The 15,695-nt window shown below is 56.9% G+C and carries 15 protein-coding genes; 5 read left to right on the forward strand and 10 right to left on the reverse strand.

Translation table 11 applies throughout. The features are described 5' to 3' along the window. Nucleotides 1–20 precede the first annotated feature (20 nt). Genes EKL15_RS07330 through EKL15_RS07340 form a run of 3 tightly spaced genes read right to left on the reverse strand, consistent with a single transcriptional unit; the run spans nt 21 to nt 4,049 of the window. A complete protein-coding gene (locus EKL15_RS07330) occupies nt 21–671 on the reverse strand; it encodes a CPBP family intramembrane glutamic endopeptidase (RefSeq protein WP_084827849.1) in 651 nt (216 codons plus the stop codon). Next, nucleotides 668–2,782, reverse strand: coding sequence for a peptidase domain-containing ABC transporter (locus EKL15_RS07335; protein ID WP_087763247.1), 2,115 nt, complete (start codon nt 2,780–2,782; stop codon nt 668–670). Before EKL15_RS07335 ends, EKL15_RS07330 begins: the two co-directional genes overlap by 4 nt. Continuing rightward, entirely contained in the window at nt 2,775–4,049 is a 1,275-nt protein-coding gene (locus tag EKL15_RS07340) for an HlyD family secretion protein (RefSeq protein WP_084827850.1), read from the reverse strand. The genes EKL15_RS07335 and EKL15_RS07340 overlap by 8 nt, the downstream gene beginning before the upstream one ends. A 388-nt stretch (nt 4,050–4,437) precedes the next feature. Here EKL15_RS07340 and mchS3 point away from each other — a divergent pair, with 388 nt between their 5' ends. The 3 genes from mchS3 (at nt 4,438) to EKL15_RS07355 (ending at nt 5,897) form a co-directional block, all read left to right on the forward strand. Continuing rightward, complete coding sequence (gene mchS3, locus EKL15_RS07345) at nt 4,438–4,851, forward strand: MchS3 family protein (RefSeq protein ID WP_147824192.1); 414 nt, start codon at nt 4,438–4,440, stop codon at nt 4,849–4,851. A 28-nt stretch (nt 4,852–4,879) separates the two neighbouring features. Then, nucleotides 4,880–5,134, forward strand: a complete 255-nt coding sequence (locus EKL15_RS07350) for a hypothetical protein (protein ID WP_204275850.1) — start codon at nt 4,880–4,882, stop codon at nt 5,132–5,134. Between the two features lie 625 nt (nt 5,135–5,759). Further along, nucleotides 5,760–5,897, forward strand: coding sequence for a TM2 domain-containing protein (locus EKL15_RS07355; RefSeq protein ID WP_164268409.1), 138 nt, complete (start codon nt 5,760–5,762; stop codon nt 5,895–5,897). Nucleotides 5,898–5,948: 51 nt separating this feature from the next. Here EKL15_RS07355 and EKL15_RS07360 read toward each other — a convergent pair whose 3' ends face one another. Continuing rightward, on the reverse strand, nt 5,949–6,482 hold the full coding sequence (locus EKL15_RS07360; protein ID WP_060423146.1) for a hypothetical protein: 534 nt from the start codon (nt 6,480–6,482) through the stop codon (nt 5,949–5,951). A gap of 460 nt (nt 6,483–6,942) precedes the next feature. Further along, entirely contained in the window at nt 6,943–7,863 is a 921-nt protein-coding gene (locus EKL15_RS07365) for a LysR substrate-binding domain-containing protein (protein ID WP_100396254.1), read from the reverse strand. A 115-nt stretch (nt 7,864–7,978) separates the two neighbouring features. On the opposite strand from EKL15_RS07365, the gene EKL15_RS07370 reads away from it, so the two are divergent. Both EKL15_RS07370 and EKL15_RS07375 read left to right on the forward strand, forming a co-directional pair. Continuing rightward, nucleotides 7,979–8,701, forward strand: coding sequence for an isochorismatase family protein (locus EKL15_RS07370; RefSeq protein ID WP_087763250.1), 723 nt, complete (start codon nt 7,979–7,981; stop codon nt 8,699–8,701). A 67-nt stretch (nt 8,702–8,768) separates the two neighbouring features. Further along, nucleotides 8,769–9,884, forward strand: coding sequence for a hypothetical protein (locus EKL15_RS07375; protein ID WP_370592967.1), 1,116 nt, complete (start codon nt 8,769–8,771; stop codon nt 9,882–9,884). A gap of 3 nt (nt 9,885–9,887) precedes the next feature. Here EKL15_RS07375 and EKL15_RS07380 read toward each other — a convergent pair whose 3' ends face one another. The 5 genes from EKL15_RS07380 to EKL15_RS07400 form a co-directional block, all read right to left on the reverse strand. After that, nucleotides 9,888–10,592, reverse strand: a complete 705-nt coding sequence (locus EKL15_RS07380) for a hypothetical protein (RefSeq protein ID WP_203089171.1) — start codon at nt 10,590–10,592, stop codon at nt 9,888–9,890. A gap of 16 nt (nt 10,593–10,608) precedes the next feature. Then, nucleotides 10,609–11,784 (reverse strand): hypothetical protein, encoded by a 1,176-nt coding sequence (locus EKL15_RS07385; RefSeq protein ID WP_060423151.1) that lies wholly within the window; start codon nt 11,782–11,784, stop codon nt 10,609–10,611. Next, entirely contained in the window at nt 11,781–13,067 is a 1,287-nt protein-coding gene (locus tag EKL15_RS07390; RefSeq protein ID WP_180548146.1) for a hypothetical protein, read from the reverse strand. The genes EKL15_RS07385 and EKL15_RS07390 overlap by 4 nt, the downstream gene beginning before the upstream one ends. Nucleotides 13,068–13,120: 53 nt before the next feature. Next, on the reverse strand, nt 13,121–13,645 hold the full coding sequence (gene cybB, locus EKL15_RS07395) for a cytochrome b561 (RefSeq protein WP_072265465.1): 525 nt from the start codon (nt 13,643–13,645) through the stop codon (nt 13,121–13,123). 278 nt (nt 13,646–13,923) lie between these two features. Continuing rightward, a complete protein-coding gene (locus EKL15_RS07400) occupies nt 13,924–15,525 on the reverse strand; it encodes an ABC transporter substrate-binding protein (RefSeq protein WP_055312975.1) in 1,602 nt (533 codons plus the stop codon). Between the last annotated feature and the right edge of the window lie 170 nt (nt 15,526–15,695).

A 15,695-nucleotide genomic window follows, 5' to 3' on the forward strand; every position in this document is an offset into this window, starting at 1 on the left:
CCTTGTTTTCGATGCTGACGCTATGAAAAGTAATAGCTGGTCGCCATGATGAAACCATTCATCAGCATATGCAGCAATACCGGCATAGCCACTCCCCTCGATAAAATGCGTGCAGCAATCAAAAGTAGTGACACCAGCGTCAGGATCACTAGCGTGCGTATATCCGAATACTGAGTATGCAGAATGGCAAAAACAACTGACGTCGTGAGCGCAGACCAATAGATACTGCCTTTGAATACCTGCAACAACCCACTGAAAAGGCACCCTCTGAATACCATTTCCTCGTAAATGGGAACGAGAAAGACCAACAGGATGGTGTTCGCCCAAAATACGCCCCCCCTTACCGCTTCTTGTTCGGTCATCCAGCTTTCTGCTTTCCTAATCCCCAAAATATAGGCGCCTAGGTATTGGAGCAGCAGAATGAATACCGTGAACGCAATCATTAACCGCCCGTTAATTTTTCCCATGCCCATACCATGCTCTTTGCTAAAAAAGGCCACATATAACGGGACGATGAGGCCGAACTCGAGGAGATATAGAACGGGTAACACCAGACCTGTTTGCACAAACGCGGCGTTATCGCTCAGAAACCAGGGGTAAAAGGTCAGGCCCACCATGAGAAGAACCAGCGCAAAACAGGCCAGCGTAAATGCAAAGCGTGATTTATTCATTGATCCGCCTTGTGGGTCAGAACGATGACGCGATCGGCCGAGGCAATGGTGGTTTCGCGGTGGGCAATAATCACCCGTGTAATGCTGAGTGCCTTAATCGCCTGATTCACCTTCGCTTCACTGTCCTTGTCCAGCGCACTGGTCGCCTCGTCCAGGAACAAAATCGCCGGTTTCTTATAAATAGCCCGGGCAATAAACAGGCGTTGCTTCTGTCCGCCGGATAATCCTTCCCCCAGTTCGCCGATCAGGGTTTCATACCCCATAGGCATTTTCATGATCACTTCATGCAGATAGCTGGCACGAGCACAGGTTTCCATCCAGGCGTCATCTACCTCGTCCACGAACCCGCAAATATTTTCCCGGATTGAGCCAGAGAACAGTTTGTCGTCCTGCATCACGCAGGCGATCATCTTGTGGTAGTTGTTGATGCCGAGCTGCCGAATATCGACGCCGTTCACCTCAACCTTCCCTGAATCAGGAGGAAACAGCCCGCACAACACCTTCATCAGCGTGGTCTTGCCTGCCCCGGACGGGCCCACGATGGCCACGCTTTCTCCCGGTGCAACGTTGATGTCCAAGGCATCAAAGACCGCCGGTGACTGGCTGTCGTACCGGTAGCTCAGGGCATGGGTAGACAACCCCATCGGTTGCATTCCCGAGATATATGGGAGGTCAGGCTTGCGATCTTCCCGTGGATGCAGGGCAATATCGGCAATTCGTTCGTTATGAAGGCTCATCATGCGCAGCTGCAGTAGAAACGCCGTCAGAGACCCGATACGATCGGAGAACTGGCCCCGAAAAGCACCGAACGCGACGAACATGCCGATAGTCATTTGATTATCAATAACCAGACTGGCTCCCAACCACAGAATAACAACCTGGTCACAGGCCGCCACGAAGGTGTTGATCCCGCCAAACAGCATGTCCATCCGGGTGATCCGGATACCGGTATTGATGCTGTCGATTTCAAGATTTAGCCAGTGAGCGATGCGGCGTTCCGCCATGCCCTGCATCTTGACGGTGGCGATACCGTACAGCGTCTCCATAAAATAGGAACCTGCGCGGGCATTTCTCACCAGCGCCTCTTCGGACAGCTGGCGATAATACCCGTAAGTCAGCAGGCGCATCAGCACATAAAGCGCGGTGAACGCGATCACCACCCAGGTCAACCAGCCACCATATAGCACCATCATCACCAGCACGCCAATCACCATGATACCGTCCATGATGGCGCCGACAATACTGGTGGTGAAAGTGCTGCGCAGCGTATCCAGTGAACTGAAGCGTGACTGAATGTCACCCAGCTTACGCCGTTCAAAGTAACCGAGCGGCAGGCGCAACAGGTGGGTAAACAGACCGGATTGCCACTGCACGTTGATGAGCGTCGACATGACCAGTCCGGACCAGGCGCGCACCATGCCAATGGCAGCTCGCAACAGGATGAACAGCATCAGCCCCACGCAGATGAGCGTCAGTAACCCGCGATCCCCGGCAGGAATAGCGTGATCCATCACCAGCTGCGTGCCGATGGGCATCACCAGGTTGATGGTTTCGAACACCAGAGACAGGCAAAAGATTTTGCCGAGCGCCCCCTTGAGCCCGTGTACGCTGCCAATCAGCGTGCGAAGATGAATGCGGTGGCGAATGCTGTCGGCGGTGAATTCGCTGCCGGGCCAGGCCTCAAGCGCTACGCCGGTGAAACTGTGCGACAGTTCCGTCAGGCTTATGACCCGGCGTCCGCGCGCCGGATCATGCAGCACCGCGCGGTGACCGTTGACGCTGACCAGCACCACGAAATGGTTGAATTCCCAGTGCAGAATGCAGGGCAGTTTCAGCGCGTTGAGTTCGTCCAGATCCAGAGACAGGGGACGGGTGCTCAACCCTAGTTGCTCGGCGATACCGGTCAGTCCAACCAGTGTTGCACCGCGGGTTGACAGGTTGAACTGCTGGCGCAGCGCGATCAGGTCGATGTTTTTTCCGTAGTAACCGCATATCATCGCCAGACAGGCCAGCCCGCATTCCGACGACTCGGTCTGGTGCACCATGGGAACCCGGTGACGTAGCCGCAGATCCAGTTGGCTGACCAGCTGTTTGAATGCAGGCTTACTCATTGACCGGCCCCGTCGCGCTGTGTTTCATGTCGTAGAACGGCGACAGCATCCATTGATAAATCCTCCTTTTTTCCAGAAACAGGGTGCTTTGCGCTTTCATGCCGTTTTCCAGGCTCAGACGTTTACCGTCATAGGCAATGGCCTGTTTTTCCGGAATGACAATCACCTTGTAGTACGGCACGGCGGCGGTCAGCGCCGCTTTGGGCGCCCCCTGATAGGTCAGCATTTCCTGCGGTGAGGCCGGGGCTTTGGAGATGACGGACACCGTACCGGCAAACTGGCCGAACTTTTCCGCCGGGAAGGCGTCATAACGTACATTGACCTTGTCACCGGCAGCAATGTAGGGGATGGCATCGTTAGGTACCCACAGCACCAGGGCGTAGTGATCGATGTCGTGGGGGATCACTTGCAGCAGACTGTCACCCACGTTGACCATCTGGCCAACCGTGACGCTCAGAGAATCGATGCGGCCATCGGCCAGCGCACGAACGATGATCGCTCCACCGGCATCGATGTTGAGCCGCTCCTTCTGCAGCTCGTAGCGCTGCAGCTCCATCTGGTAGATCTGGTTGTCGAAGTTGGCGGCCTGGGTATGGATCTGGCTTTCCAGCGCGGTGATCTGCAGTGCATTCTGTTCGTTCTGGCCGGATAGGCCCAGCAAGTTGTTCTGCTGCTGGTAATACAGCGCCACCTGGTTGGTGAGCTGATCCTTGTTGATCAGTCCCTTGGTCTGATAGTGTCGGTAGTTCTCCATGTTCTCCTTCATGATGCGTATCCCTTCCTGAGCACGCCGAAGGATGTCGGTTGAGCGTGAGAACGCGGCGGTATATTGCGCCTTCTGTTTTTCCAGCATAGTGAGCGTGGCCTGCTTGCTGCTTTCCAGTCGGCTGATAATTTGCGCAATGCGTGCCAACTGGCCATCGATATCCCGTTGCTGGTTATCGCTGACTACACCACTACGTGTGCTTTTGCTGACGTCAATCTGGTAAATGGGCGCTCCGGCGGTGATCACCTGCCCTTCGGTGACAAATTGTTTGACCACTACCCCTTGAACCGTGGAGTAAACGTTGGCCGCGCGGGGATAGGTGCTGATCTCGCCGGTCACATTGATCCGCCGGGTATAGGTACCGGCGACCACGAAGGTGAGAAAAGCAATGAGAAAAAACAGGCAGAGCCCTGCCGTGAGCCAAAAGGGAATGCCAGGAAGTAGGAGCGCCCGGCCACGCCATTTCATTTTCTGATTATCGATCGCTTCCTGGCGAAACACCTTGTTGCTTCCTTATAAAGAGAGGGGGAATTTAGTCCTGCCCTATTATGCCGTCAACAATTCGTTAAACACCAGCATTGTGGTGAGCTGGTGTCACTAGATTATTGAGCAATATACGGGATAAAACTCTATCGTGGAGTGTTCGGCATTCAAGCTATGTTCAGCCAGCGTCTCCTGCAGCTCACGTTAACTGAATGCCACATTTGCAGTGCCAGTGTACCTCTCACAGGACGATGTTATGCAGAAAAATCGCCTTAGAGGGATTCATACGCTGCTCCCTCTGTTCAACTAAGGCATTACCCTATCTCTGCATGATATTTTCGACATTGCCTCTTGAACCCGATTTGTTTATAGTGCTAAGGTAATGAATAAAGGGAACTCGAGGGTAATGGAACTTACTATGCGAATTTTAAAACTTCTTATTCCATTCTTGATATTACACTCTTCTTTTCTGAAGGCAGCTGAAAACACAGAGTATGAAATACTGAAAAAGGCATCTTTTTTTTCGCTTGGAATGAATGGCTTTGCTGGTAAAATAAGTGACGGTGAAATGGCATATAACGCCATTCTGAATAAGAATAACTCAAAAGACATTTTCATTAGGTTGGCAAAAGATGAAAAAGCCACTCCAGAAGCCAAGCTATATGCTGCTTGCGGCCTAATCAAGTTATCTTATCGCGAAATGGACACTCTTTTTCTGCCATACAAGAAAAACAAAATCACCTTACTCAAAGGTGATATATTAAGACGTGTTTCATTTTACGATGAATACACGTCAGTATTGAAGCATGGATGTGAGTAATAAAATATTTTTTATAAGGAAATTATTAATGAAAGAGTTAACAGGTAACATGTTAGCATCAGTAAGCGGCGGATTTGTAACTGATGGTCACCGTGAATCCACAAATGTAGTCGATCAACGCGGTGTTGATAACGGGACTTATATCGATGCAAACGGGACATGTTGGGCCCCAGGAACGCCATCAAGTGTAATGTATCCTAATGGCGGTGGGCCTTCTTGGGGGAGTATGGTTGATTTTTGCCTAAATAAAGGCTTATCAGCAGATTGCAATGGTCATTTCTGATAGTTAATCATTCCCTGAATATCACAGCCGCCTTGCCGAGGCGGCTATTCCCACTTCCTTTAGCTTTTTCAGTCAGCGCATCAACGGCCAGTTTGTATTTTATTTTCGACACAACCCCACTGTAATTAGACACTCTGCATTGTGTAAAATCCCTGCGTTATCATGTTTGTGCTCAGTCCGATACCGAACGACGGCCGCACACGTTGTTTGCGGAGAAGATCAGTATAAGGAGAATGATACATAACTGTGAGAATGAGGACTCTATTGGGGTGTTCGGAAACAAGGGGAGATACGGCGACAAGAGCTTTGTTATCCCCTCCCCAACCGGAGAGAGGACAACGATTAATTTATCTCTTTGCGGGAGGGGGATATTTCTCGTAGGTGTCTTCCAGCGCCTTGCGGAGATACAAGTACTCTTGTGTTTCCTGATTGTCTCCCCACACCTTTACTTCCCAGATGTGATTATTATTTGCGTCGCTTTTTTTATAAATGATTTCGATGGATTGCCGCAGTAAGTATCGATGTACTTGCGGAACTTCTTGTTGCTGTATCCTGACACGTTCTCTTTGGTATGTGCGTCGTGATACCCGTCCCACAGTTTGGAAAGCTCATTGTTTACCTGGGCATGAAGTGGTGGGGGCTGTTCTACCTGCTGTTCTGCTGGACGGGGATCCCGGCGATTGTCGGCTTTATCGAAGGCATTATTTATCTGTTCCAGTCGGAAGAGAAATTCAACCAGAAATACAACCCTGGTCTGATTTAACGCGTTTTCTGGCGGCGCTGCCTGTTAAGGGGAGCGCCGCTTTTCATTCCGCTACTGTTTTTTCATCATCATCTTGCCGCGCATCTCTTTGCTCATCATTTTATTCGAGCTGGAGATTACGCAGTTATATTGCTTGCCTTGGTTGATGATCATAAAGGTACTGACCGGATTTTTAAAATCCTTGTCGATGGTGAAATAAATATAGGCCTGCGGCAGTGCGGCCGGTTTAAAGGCGCCGAAGGCATACACATCAGCCAGGCCCAACGCGGAGAGATCGACCGTCAGCTCCATGGGCTTCATGGAATCCGGTGATGGGAACATCGATTTGGCCGACATCATCATGGTGCTGCTGTTAATGGTGTAATCGGTTTTAACCTTCATGCCCATATATTTCGATTCCGGCATGGAAAGTTCTTTTTTGCAGGCGGCGTCGTGCTGTGGCGCCGGGCTGCCGTTTTCCATCACGGCGTGCACGTGTTCCAGCGTCACCGCCGCGCTGCCGGTGGTAGGCTGCGCATCGGCCGCGTAAGCCGCGCCGCTGAAGGCGGCTACAGAGGTAAGGATAATGCCTGTAACGATTTTCATTGTCGCTCTCCGGAATACTATTAATGTTATTAATTGCGGTGTGTAGCCTATTGGCTTGATAAAACCCAAGGTTAACCGTTCCGTGGAAATTAAATTCCCTCGGAATATTGCTATAAAATAGTTTTTACCCTCGTGGCTGGTGGGGTTGATTTAACTTTGCTAGACGCCTTTCTCTTTTTTATTTGGCGTTTTTATCTGCATATAAATAGTATGTCTAAACATAGTCAATGTTTAGAATATACACAAATTATTGCGGTTTTTTTCTGCATTCATCTTTCATTTTTTAATCTGGTTGTAAGTATTTCATTGATATGCAGAGAGTTATTTCTTTACGTTGGAATCACTCTGTGAAGCGTTATTTATGTGATCCGTGCAGTTACATAAATAACGTCAGGTGCATTCCGGATATATTGCCAGGCTTATTATTGACTTTGTTTGGAATAATCATCTTTACCTGCGGTTAGCGGTCGTCCAGCAGCGGCGGTATTTCCTGGCAAAAGAATTCGATCAGCGCTTTTACCGCCGGTGGCACACCACGCCGTGATGGGTAAAGCAGCACCAGCTCGCCATTTTGTGGATGCCACCCGCTGAGCACCTCTTGTAAATCCCCGCGCGCGAGCGCCTGGCGGCAGGCGTAGTAGGGGATACCGCAAATGCCTTGTCCATCAAGGGCGGCATGCAGGATGACCTGCAAATTATCGCTGCTTAACCGGGGCGAGAAGGGCACGTTAATCACGGCGTTTTCCGGCCCGTAGAGCCGCCAACCCGGCGCGCCTTGCTGTGGCGGGTAAAGCAGGCAGGGCATATCGCTCAGCTGCTGTGGCGTTGCGGGGGCGCCGTGTCGCGCCAGCCATGCCGGGCTGGCGGCCAGCAGCCATTTGGCGGTGCCGAGCCGCCGTTGAATGAGCCCTGCGGCCTCGTTGGCGATGCCAAGTCCGCGGAGGGTGAAGTCCAGCCCTTCTTCCAACAGATCTACCCGTCGGGCAGTGACGTGCGTTTCCACGTTCACTCGGGGGAAGCGCGTCATGAACGTCGGCAAAATAGATGCGATCACTTCGTCTGCCAGCAGCGGTGACACGCTGAAGCGTACGGTACCGTTCGGTTCCGCCAGCGTGCGCAAGGCCGCCTGCTGGGCCTGATGCGCTTGCTGCATCATTGCGACGCAGTGCTGATAGACCTCGTGGCCGACGTCGGTGAGTTGGAGACGCCGCGAGGTTCTTTGCAGCAACCGCAGGTTGAGTTGGCGTTCCAATTGCGCCACCTGGCGACTCAGGCGAGAGGTGGGGATGCCCAGCGCTTTGCCGGCAGCGGTAAATCCTTTGTGCTCAACGACCTGGGTGAAAAAATACATGGCGTTGAGATCGAGCGGAAAAACAGACATCGCGCACCTCATTGTGATCATTTTTGCAATGATAGCTTCTATTGTCGCCTATTTAACCCTCATTGATGCGGTTTTATCCTGCAGGCACACCATTGTTGAAATGAGGATAAACATCATGAAAACCCTTTACCGCACGTTGGCCTTGGCCATTGCGATGGCCGGGGCGGCGCAGCCGGCCTTCGCCGCGCCGGCTGCGCCGCAGCCACATACTCAGACGCAGCAGGCGTCTGGCCCTTTGCAGCTGTTGGATCGCAACAACTCGGTACTGTTGTTGGTTGACCATCAGATCGGCCTGATCACCGGCGTGCGTGATATGGACAGCGCGACGCTGAAGCATAACGTCGTGGCGCTCGCCAAAGCGGCCCAGGTGATGGGGATCCCGGTGGTCGTGACGTCGACCGGTGCCAACGGTCCGTTCGGGCCGATCATTCCGGAGCTCAAGGCTGCGTTGCCGGGTGTGAAAATTATCGATCGCCACAGCGTCAACGCCTGGGACGACGCAAACGTGCGCAAAGCGGTCGAGGCCACCGGCCGCAAAAAGATCGTGATCGCCGGCGTATCGTTGGAAGTGTGTGCCGGGTTCCCGGCGATCACCGCCAAAGCGGCGGGGTACGACACCTATGTGGTGATCGATGCCTCCGGCACTTTCAACCAGTCCAAGCATGAAGCGGGGATGGCTCGGCTGATTCAGGCCGGAGTGATCCCGACGGATTACGGTACGGTGGGAGTAGAGTGGCTGGGGGATAATGGCGATGCCAAAGCCGGTGAACTGTACGGGGCGCTGGATATGCCGGCGACGACCTTGGTGAACCAGCTGTTCCAGGCCAAGGGCAAATAGCGCCTGGCCTGATGGCGATATTTTTCAACCCCGCTAACCGCCTGAGCTAGAATCAGGCGGTTTTCTCGTGGAAAAGGATATCGCCATGGCCGCCTGGGCCCTTTTGATCGTCGGTTGGTTGTTGATTTGGCAGGATCACCCGGTTTTCGGCGTGCTGTGCATCGCGCTGTTTGCCGTGCTGCAATGGGCGAAGTACGCCGCTAAAAGCGCGCAAGACCCAGCAGAGGCGGCAGAATGGCGCAAGACCGACTGGCGCTCGCAGCCGATTGAGATGGCGCACGCCGGCGACAGCGATCGGCGGATTGGCGGCGTGGGGGAGCTGGGCATGGGTGGCCCCAATTTTTGGACGCTGCTGCTGCGTGACGGGGCGATTGTGCATGGCGCCTGTGCGGCGGCGCAGGACGTGGACGATGGCAAGCTGCGCCTGATCCCGACCCGCAGCCGCGAGGGTGAGGGGCTGACGGTGTACGAGCCTGCCGCCCGGATGATGTACGCGCTGCCTGCATTGACTGATCGGGAGCAGGCGGCATTGGCCGCCGGTTCCGCTGAAGCGCTGGCGCGGCTGCGGGCGAGGTGTCGGCAGGCGGAGGCTACGCCGCTGCGTCAGCTGCGCGGTCTGTGGGTGCCTCAGTGGACTGAGGATCCGGCGGATCGTCTGGCGATCGCCTTACCCAGTGGGCGGGCGCTGGCGGCGCGCTCGATGTTGCCGGCGGATCTGCGCCAGGCGGACGATCCGGCCGCGTTGCTGCACGCGCCCCCTTATGAGCTGTTGCTGGATAACCGGCCGACGGATCGTTTTGTGCGCGATCTCGAACGCGTGGCGGAATCCCCGGCGGGTGACGGCTTGAGCGTCGGCGGCTGCCAGTTCCACGGCGAGCATATTGTCGATGGTCTGTACCATCTGTACTTCGCCGGCGAGTGGTTCAGCCTGCTCTCTCACGCGCACAAACCGGCGGGCGGGCGCGGTTCGGACACCACTTTTTTCGTCGAGCGGGTCGAGCCGCAAGACGGCGGCGTGTTCGTGATTGAATGGGATGCCTACGGCGTGGGGCCCGACGGGCGTGCGCCGCGCGTAGCGGCGCCGCCGGTCTTGGTTATCGCGGTGAGCTGGCAGGAAGCGCCGCTGCAGCTGCCCACGGCCAATAACCGCGTGACCGTGCGCTTGCCCAACGCCACGGCGTAAGGCTTAAGGCAGCACCCTGACTTCGCCGTTGTGCAAGGTCAGTACGGCGATCGGGCTGCCGGAGAAGCACTCCCTAAAGGCCCAACTGCTGGGCCGAAACGCTGCCGCAGGCAGCCCGGCCTGCCACTCCTCCCATTGCGGAGCTGGCCGATCCGGCGGCAACAAGAAGGTGACCAGCCAACCGGCTTCGCAGCGCACCCTTTGGCCGCTCGGGCGGGTAAAGGTGTGCGCGCTCGCCAGCTCCATCACCGGCGGTAAAACCTCAAAGGCGATGATCGGCACGCCGGCCACGCTCTGTGGCTGAGGAAAACGCACGGCGGTCACGCCGTCCATCGTGATAGGGCTGTCTTCGGTGCCGGGCAGGCGTGGCTCCTGCCGATTTACCCAGCTTCCCTTCGGCAGCGTGATTTCACCAAACGGTTTTGCCTCGTCGAGCGTCAGGTAGCTGCGTTGATTCCAGCGTTCTTCCGCCCGCTGGCTCTTGATGTCCTGGATGGCCATGCCGATCAGCATCAGCGCGCACGCCACCGGGTAGACCGCTAGCGCCGAGGCCAGCAGATAGCCGCCCCAGGAGAGCGGCGGTCGCGGGCGGCCGCAGCGGGCGGCGATGTAGCGCCGGCCCCACCAGGTGAGCAGGATACCGGTGAGCAGCAGGGCCAACAACAGCGCCAGCAATCCTGCGGCGCCGGCGCCATAACCTAACAGCATGGCAAGTTCCTTATGTTCACGGCGTGGTGGAACGATAGCGGACGAAGTAGGGCAGTGGCGGGGTCTCCCCGTCATCGCCATAGTGGCTTTCCGGTTCGATCACGGTCTGACGTGCGTCGTCGCGCCCGTTGTAGCGGTACTCCAACGGCTGCCGGTAGCGCACGTCGGATGAGCGCAGATCGAAAATCAGCGAAAGGCGCGCATCGCCGTTATCCGTTTGGGCGACCAGCTTGTCGTTGCCCGCCCACAGCTGATACAGCGATTTATCGCCGTTTTCCAACAGCACCGTCAGCTGCCCGCTAGATTGATAACGCAGGAGCTGATACAGCCCTCTGTCCAGCGTTTGCGCGATCAGGTAGATGCCGCCATCCGGGGCCTGGGCGCTTTCCTTCACGCGTACCGTTAGCCAATGCAGTTCGGCCACCTCGCCGGTTTTGCCGTTAACGGCGATGTGCAAGGCGCCGGAGCCGAGCACCGGGTTCATCCAGAACAGCACGCGTTCGCCATCAACGGCGGTAAAGATCTCGGGCATGGATTTGCGCTTTCCGGCGGCGTTAACCGTCGGTGAGTCCTCCTCGCCGCGCTCAAAGCCCAGCAGCTGCCGCGCGTCCAGCTGCGCCGGCAGATCCAGCGTTTGCCGCCAATGGGCGCCAAAGTCCGGGCTGTAGAATACGCCTTCGGTGCTGATGAAATACAGCGCGTGTTGCCCCGGCAGCGCCACCAGTTTGCCGCCGATAAAGGAAGGCTGGTTGTCGTCGCCCTCCGGCCAGGGGATCAGCGCCCCGAGGGTGCCCCGTTGCACATCGACCAGCCGGCGCCCCTTGGACAGAAAAAGCGCGCACTCCTGCTCGACGCAAACCGCATCGTAGATCGATTCGTCGAGTTGCCCCAGCATCTGCAACCCCTTCGGGCCGGTGAATAACACCTGGCTCAGGTAGCTGGCCGCCCAGCCGTAAAAGCTATTGTAGGCCCCGCGTTCACTCCTTTTGCTGATGAGCAGCAGAGCACCGTCCTGCGCCGGGTAGCTGTGGATGAGATCGTAACGGGCTATCGTCGGCAAGGCTTCGTCGCTCTGGGTCCATTGCCACTGTGCATAGCGTTGTTCAGGGGCGAGGAAATAGACGCCCAGCGCGCTGGCCAAAAACAGCATCAGGATAATAAGGGGTCTTTTATAAAGCGCTAACGTCATCATTTCAGCTCCGTCACCTGTTCCTGCCGCCATAGCCTGCGGCGCAGATTGCGCAGGTATTTGAACGTCTTAAACGTGCGGTGCTGGTCAAACGCGTAGAGGCGGCAGATCTGGGCGAAGCCCTCGATCAACAGCGCCAGGCCGCTGACCATCAACATCATCAGCAGCAGAATCGGCGGCAATTCACTGCCGAGGCGCTTCAGGGTCCAGGCATCCAGGTAAAAGCCCGCTGGGGTATCGGCGTTATCCCACACGATCATGCCGAGCATCAAACACATCATGATCGCGCCGAGGATGAAGACGACGCGCGTGCTCAGGTTAAGGCCGGCTTCGGTGAAGTAGCGGCTGCTGCCGATGAGATAGGTTTGGCGGTCGCGGTGATTGATGATCCCACGCACCGTCGGCAACTCGGGGACGGTGTCGTTTTCGCAATACAGCACCTGCAGCGGATCGCCTTTGGCGATGAAAAGCGGATGTTGCCGACGAAATACCGGATGCAGTTTGGTATTGGGGACGTTGAGCGCGCGGGTCGTCAACGCGAAGTGCGTCTCCTTCTGGCGCCACGCATAAGTGTCCAAATACTGCACCTGCCGCGGGAGCTTATAGTCGCGGAGTTCGTAGCTCAGGGCGTTGACCGTCTCGATGCCGGAGGCCTCGACGCCGTCAGGGAGGGGAAACTCGGTTTGTTGCGATGTGGGCGCTGACGTTGCGTCTGCACGGATGGCCCGGTATCTGATGCCGGGGATTTTCAGGCTGAGCGAGCCGGGCGGCGTGACGTCTTGCCCCTGCAGCACGCGATCCAGCGCCCTGAGCAGGCGCCTGCGGCCGCGGTGCGCTATCAGCAGGAGCTCCGAACCGACGAACAGCACCAGGCCGATGCCGATAAGGCCGGCGATAATGGCGATAAAGAACAGGGCGATGGTCAGCCAGGAATCTTCTCGGTCCATGATGAAAAAGGCCGCCGGGAAACCGCCGGTGAGCGCCGCGCCCAGCACCAGCAGGGCGAAGTATTTCAGCTTGTATTTCAGCGTTCTGTCTGGCTCCAGCCGGCCTTTAGTGCCGTGTAGCAGCCAGTGCAGCCAATAGCTGCCGTCTTGCAGGCGGTGGGCGCCAATCTTCACCCGATCGCCGGCGGCGAGCCTGGCCAGCAGATTTTCGCTGTCGCTGAAGTCGTCACGGTAAAAAAAGAACGTCTGGCCGGAAGCGATGATCCTCACCAGGTTGTCGGGCGCCGTCTGTTGGCTAGCGCATTGCTCGACGGTCACATGAAAAAATTGGGTTTGCATGTCATTCCCTGTCAGCGGGCGTGGCCCGAAAATTCATCCCTGGAGCCGGGTAGTCAGCGCTTTTTCATCAGTGGCAGCATGCGCACCAGCGCATTGTCCTTGACGATATAGTGGTGGAACAGCGCGGCGGCAGCATGCAGGCCGATCAGCCAGTAGCCGAACGACGCCAGCGTTTTGTGCCAGCCGATAATCATCCGCGCCTGCGGCCGATCCGCCACGTCGGCGAACGGCATCGGCAGGCCGAACAGATACCACTCCTTGCCGCCCAGATAGCGCGAGTACACCCCCAGTACCGGCAGCGTTAGCAGCAGCAGGTAAATCAGGGTGTGCGTCAGGTGCGCCAGGCCGGTTTGCCACTTCGGCGGTTTGGGCACGATAGCGGGCGAAGGGTGGCGCCAGCGCAGGAACAGGCGGGCGATCATCAGCGCAAACACCGTTACGCCGCAGCTGAAGTGGGTGACAACCAGCACGTACCAGGGGGCGCTGCCCGGTTCGGCAAAGCCGCGCAGCTCGATGGTGACGCAGGTGATGACCAGCAGGATCGCCACCAGCCAGTGCAGGCGAATTTGCCACGGCATGTAGGTGTTCTGCACCGGGTTACCTTTTGATGTTAAAGGGTCTGTGTGCCGATGGTAACGAAATGTTACAGGCGAGGAAAGCGCCTACGTGCAGTTTAAGCAAAATGCCAGGGATTACGCCGCTTATTAAGCTATGAACTTAGTGGATTAAATGCCTGGCGGCAGGGGAGGGCGCTAGCATCGTAAGTTGTGAAGTTAATGCGCGGTAGGTTCAGAGGCTGGCAGCTTATTAAGCGATGAGGCGGGTAGCGCCGCAGCTCTCGCCGCGGCGCCTGGGATCAGTTCAATTTGGCCTTGGCGAAGTCGCTGCCGTTCACGTCCACCACGTAGCCGCTCAGGTTGCTGCGGGTGGCGTAGAACACTTTGCCGGTGGCCAGCGGCAGCCACGGCGCCTGTTTGGCGAAGATCACCTGCGCCTGTTGATACAGCTTGGCGCGCGCCTGCGGCTGATTCTCCTGAATCGCCTGCTGGATCAGGCTGTCGTAATCCTTATCGCACCAGCGCGCCACGTTGGCGCCGCTCTGCACCCCGGCGCAGCCGAGCAGGGTGGCGAAGTTGTCCGGATCGCCGTTGTCCGACACCCAACCGTACAGCGCGCTCTGCTGTTCGCCTTTGCGCAGCCCGGCCAGATACTGGCCCCACTCCCAGGTGACGATCTTGGCTTTCACGCCCACCTTCGCCCAGTCGCTCTGGATCATCTCGGCGATGCGCTTCGAGTTCGGGTTGTAGGGGCGCTGTACCGGCATCGACCAGATGTCGGTCTCAAAGCCCTGCTCCAGCCCGGCCTGCTTCAGCAGCTCGCGCGCCTTCTGCGGATCGTAGGCGTACTCCGGCAGTTTATCGTTGTAGCCCAGCATGCCCGGCGGCAGCAGCGAGTTGGCCGGGGTGCCGCTGTCTTTGAACACTGCGGCGACGATCGCTTTCTTGTCCACCGCATAGCTCAGCGCCTGGCGCACCAGCAGGTTGTCGAACGGTTTTTTCTGGGTGTTGAACGCCAGATAGCCGACGTTCAGCCCGGTAATGTCGTGCAGCTGCAGGTTGCCGTCGGCCTTGATGGCGGCGAACTGTTCCGGCAGCGGCGCAGGGATGATCTGACATTCGTTGGTCTTCAGCTTGGCCAGCCGGGTTTGCGGATCCGGCGTAATCGAGAAGATCAGATGCTTGCTGGCCACTTCGCCCTGCCAGTAGTGCGGGTTGGCGATGTAGCGGATCAGCGAATCCTGCTTGTACTGCTGCAGCGCGAACGGCCCGGTGCCGATCGGCCAGTTGTCGACGTATTCCGGCGTGCCCTTTTTCAGCATGGCGTCAGCGTATTCGGCGGACAGGATCGAGGCGAAATCCATCGCCCAGTCGGCGACGAAGGCGGCGTTGGGCTGGCTCAGCGTGAAGCGTACGTGATGCTCGTCCACCGCTTCCACCTTGGCGATCAGTTTATCCAGGCCCATGTCGGTGAAGTATTCATAGTTGCCGCCGGAGACCTTGTGATACGGGTTAGCGGGATCCTTCTGCCGCATCACGGTGAACACCACATCTTCGGCGTTGAAGTCGCGCGTTGGGGTGAAATATTTGTTGCTGTTGAATTTTACGCCCTGGCGCAGGGTGAAGGTGTAGGTCTTGCCGTCCGGGCTGACGCTCCACTCGGTGGCCAGCGAAGGGGCGGGGGTTTTATCGCTTTCGCGCAGCGTTACCAAGCGGTTGTACAGCACCTGCGAGGTGGCGATAAAGGTCGGCCCGGAGCTGGAGAGCTGCGGGTTGAACGATTCCGGCGAGGCGACGGTGCAGTACACCAGCGCATCGGAAGCGGCCAGCGCGCTGCCCGCCGACAGCAGGCCGGCGCTTGCCAGCGCCAGCGCGGCGATAGGGTGTTTTGAAAACGTCAAGGCAAGATCCTCAGGTGGGGGGAGCCGTTAGCGGCGAATTGATTTAACTATAGATAACGGATGGCGCGACGGGGAACAAGCGCCTCAGCTGCGCATTCTGTGCGCCCCGCGTTGCCTGCCGCCGCAGCGCAGATCTACACTGCTGGGCAATCACTCACTCGCAAGGATTT

The organism is Serratia sp. 4542 (assembly GCF_016805595.1).
In the GTDB taxonomy this organism is placed as follows: Bacteria; Pseudomonadota; Gammaproteobacteria; order Enterobacterales; family Enterobacteriaceae; genus Serratia; species Serratia nevei.

Coding starts and splice junctions, on each gene's coding strand:
- EKL15_RS07350 (WP_204275850.1), top strand. CDS start 4,880: ATGAAAGAGTTAACAGGTAACATGTTAGCATCAGTAAGCGGCGGATTT.
- mchS3 (WP_147824192.1), top strand. CDS start 4,438: ATGGAACTTACTATGCGAATTTTAAAACTTCTTATTCCATTCTTGATA.
- EKL15_RS07380 (WP_203089171.1), bottom strand. CDS start 10,592: ATGCTGTTAGGTTATGGCGCCGGCGCCGCAGGATTGCTGGCGCTGTTG.
- EKL15_RS07370 (WP_087763250.1), top strand. CDS start 7,979: ATGAAAACCCTTTACCGCACGTTGGCCTTGGCCATTGCGATGGCCGGG.
- EKL15_RS07330 (WP_084827849.1), bottom strand. CDS start 671: ATGAATAAATCACGCTTTGCATTTACGCTGGCCTGTTTTGCGCTGGTT.
- EKL15_RS07355 (WP_164268409.1), top strand. CDS start 5,760: ATGAAGTGGTGGGGGCTGTTCTACCTGCTGTTCTGCTGGACGGGGATC.
- EKL15_RS07360 (WP_060423146.1), bottom strand. CDS start 6,482: ATGAAAATCGTTACAGGCATTATCCTTACCTCTGTAGCCGCCTTCAGC.
- EKL15_RS07365 (WP_100396254.1), bottom strand. CDS start 7,863: ATGTCTGTTTTTCCGCTCGATCTCAACGCCATGTATTTTTTCACCCAG.
- EKL15_RS07335 (WP_087763247.1), bottom strand. CDS start 2,782: ATGAGTAAGCCTGCATTCAAACAGCTGGTCAGCCAACTGGATCTGCGG.
- cybB (WP_072265465.1), bottom strand. CDS start 13,645: ATGCCGTGGCAAATTCGCCTGCACTGGCTGGTGGCGATCCTGCTGGTC.
- EKL15_RS07390 (WP_180548146.1), bottom strand. CDS start 13,067: ATGCAAACCCAATTTTTTCATGTGACCGTCGAGCAATGCGCTAGCCAA.
- EKL15_RS07385 (WP_060423151.1), bottom strand. CDS start 11,784: ATGATGACGTTAGCGCTTTATAAAAGACCCCTTATTATCCTGATGCTG.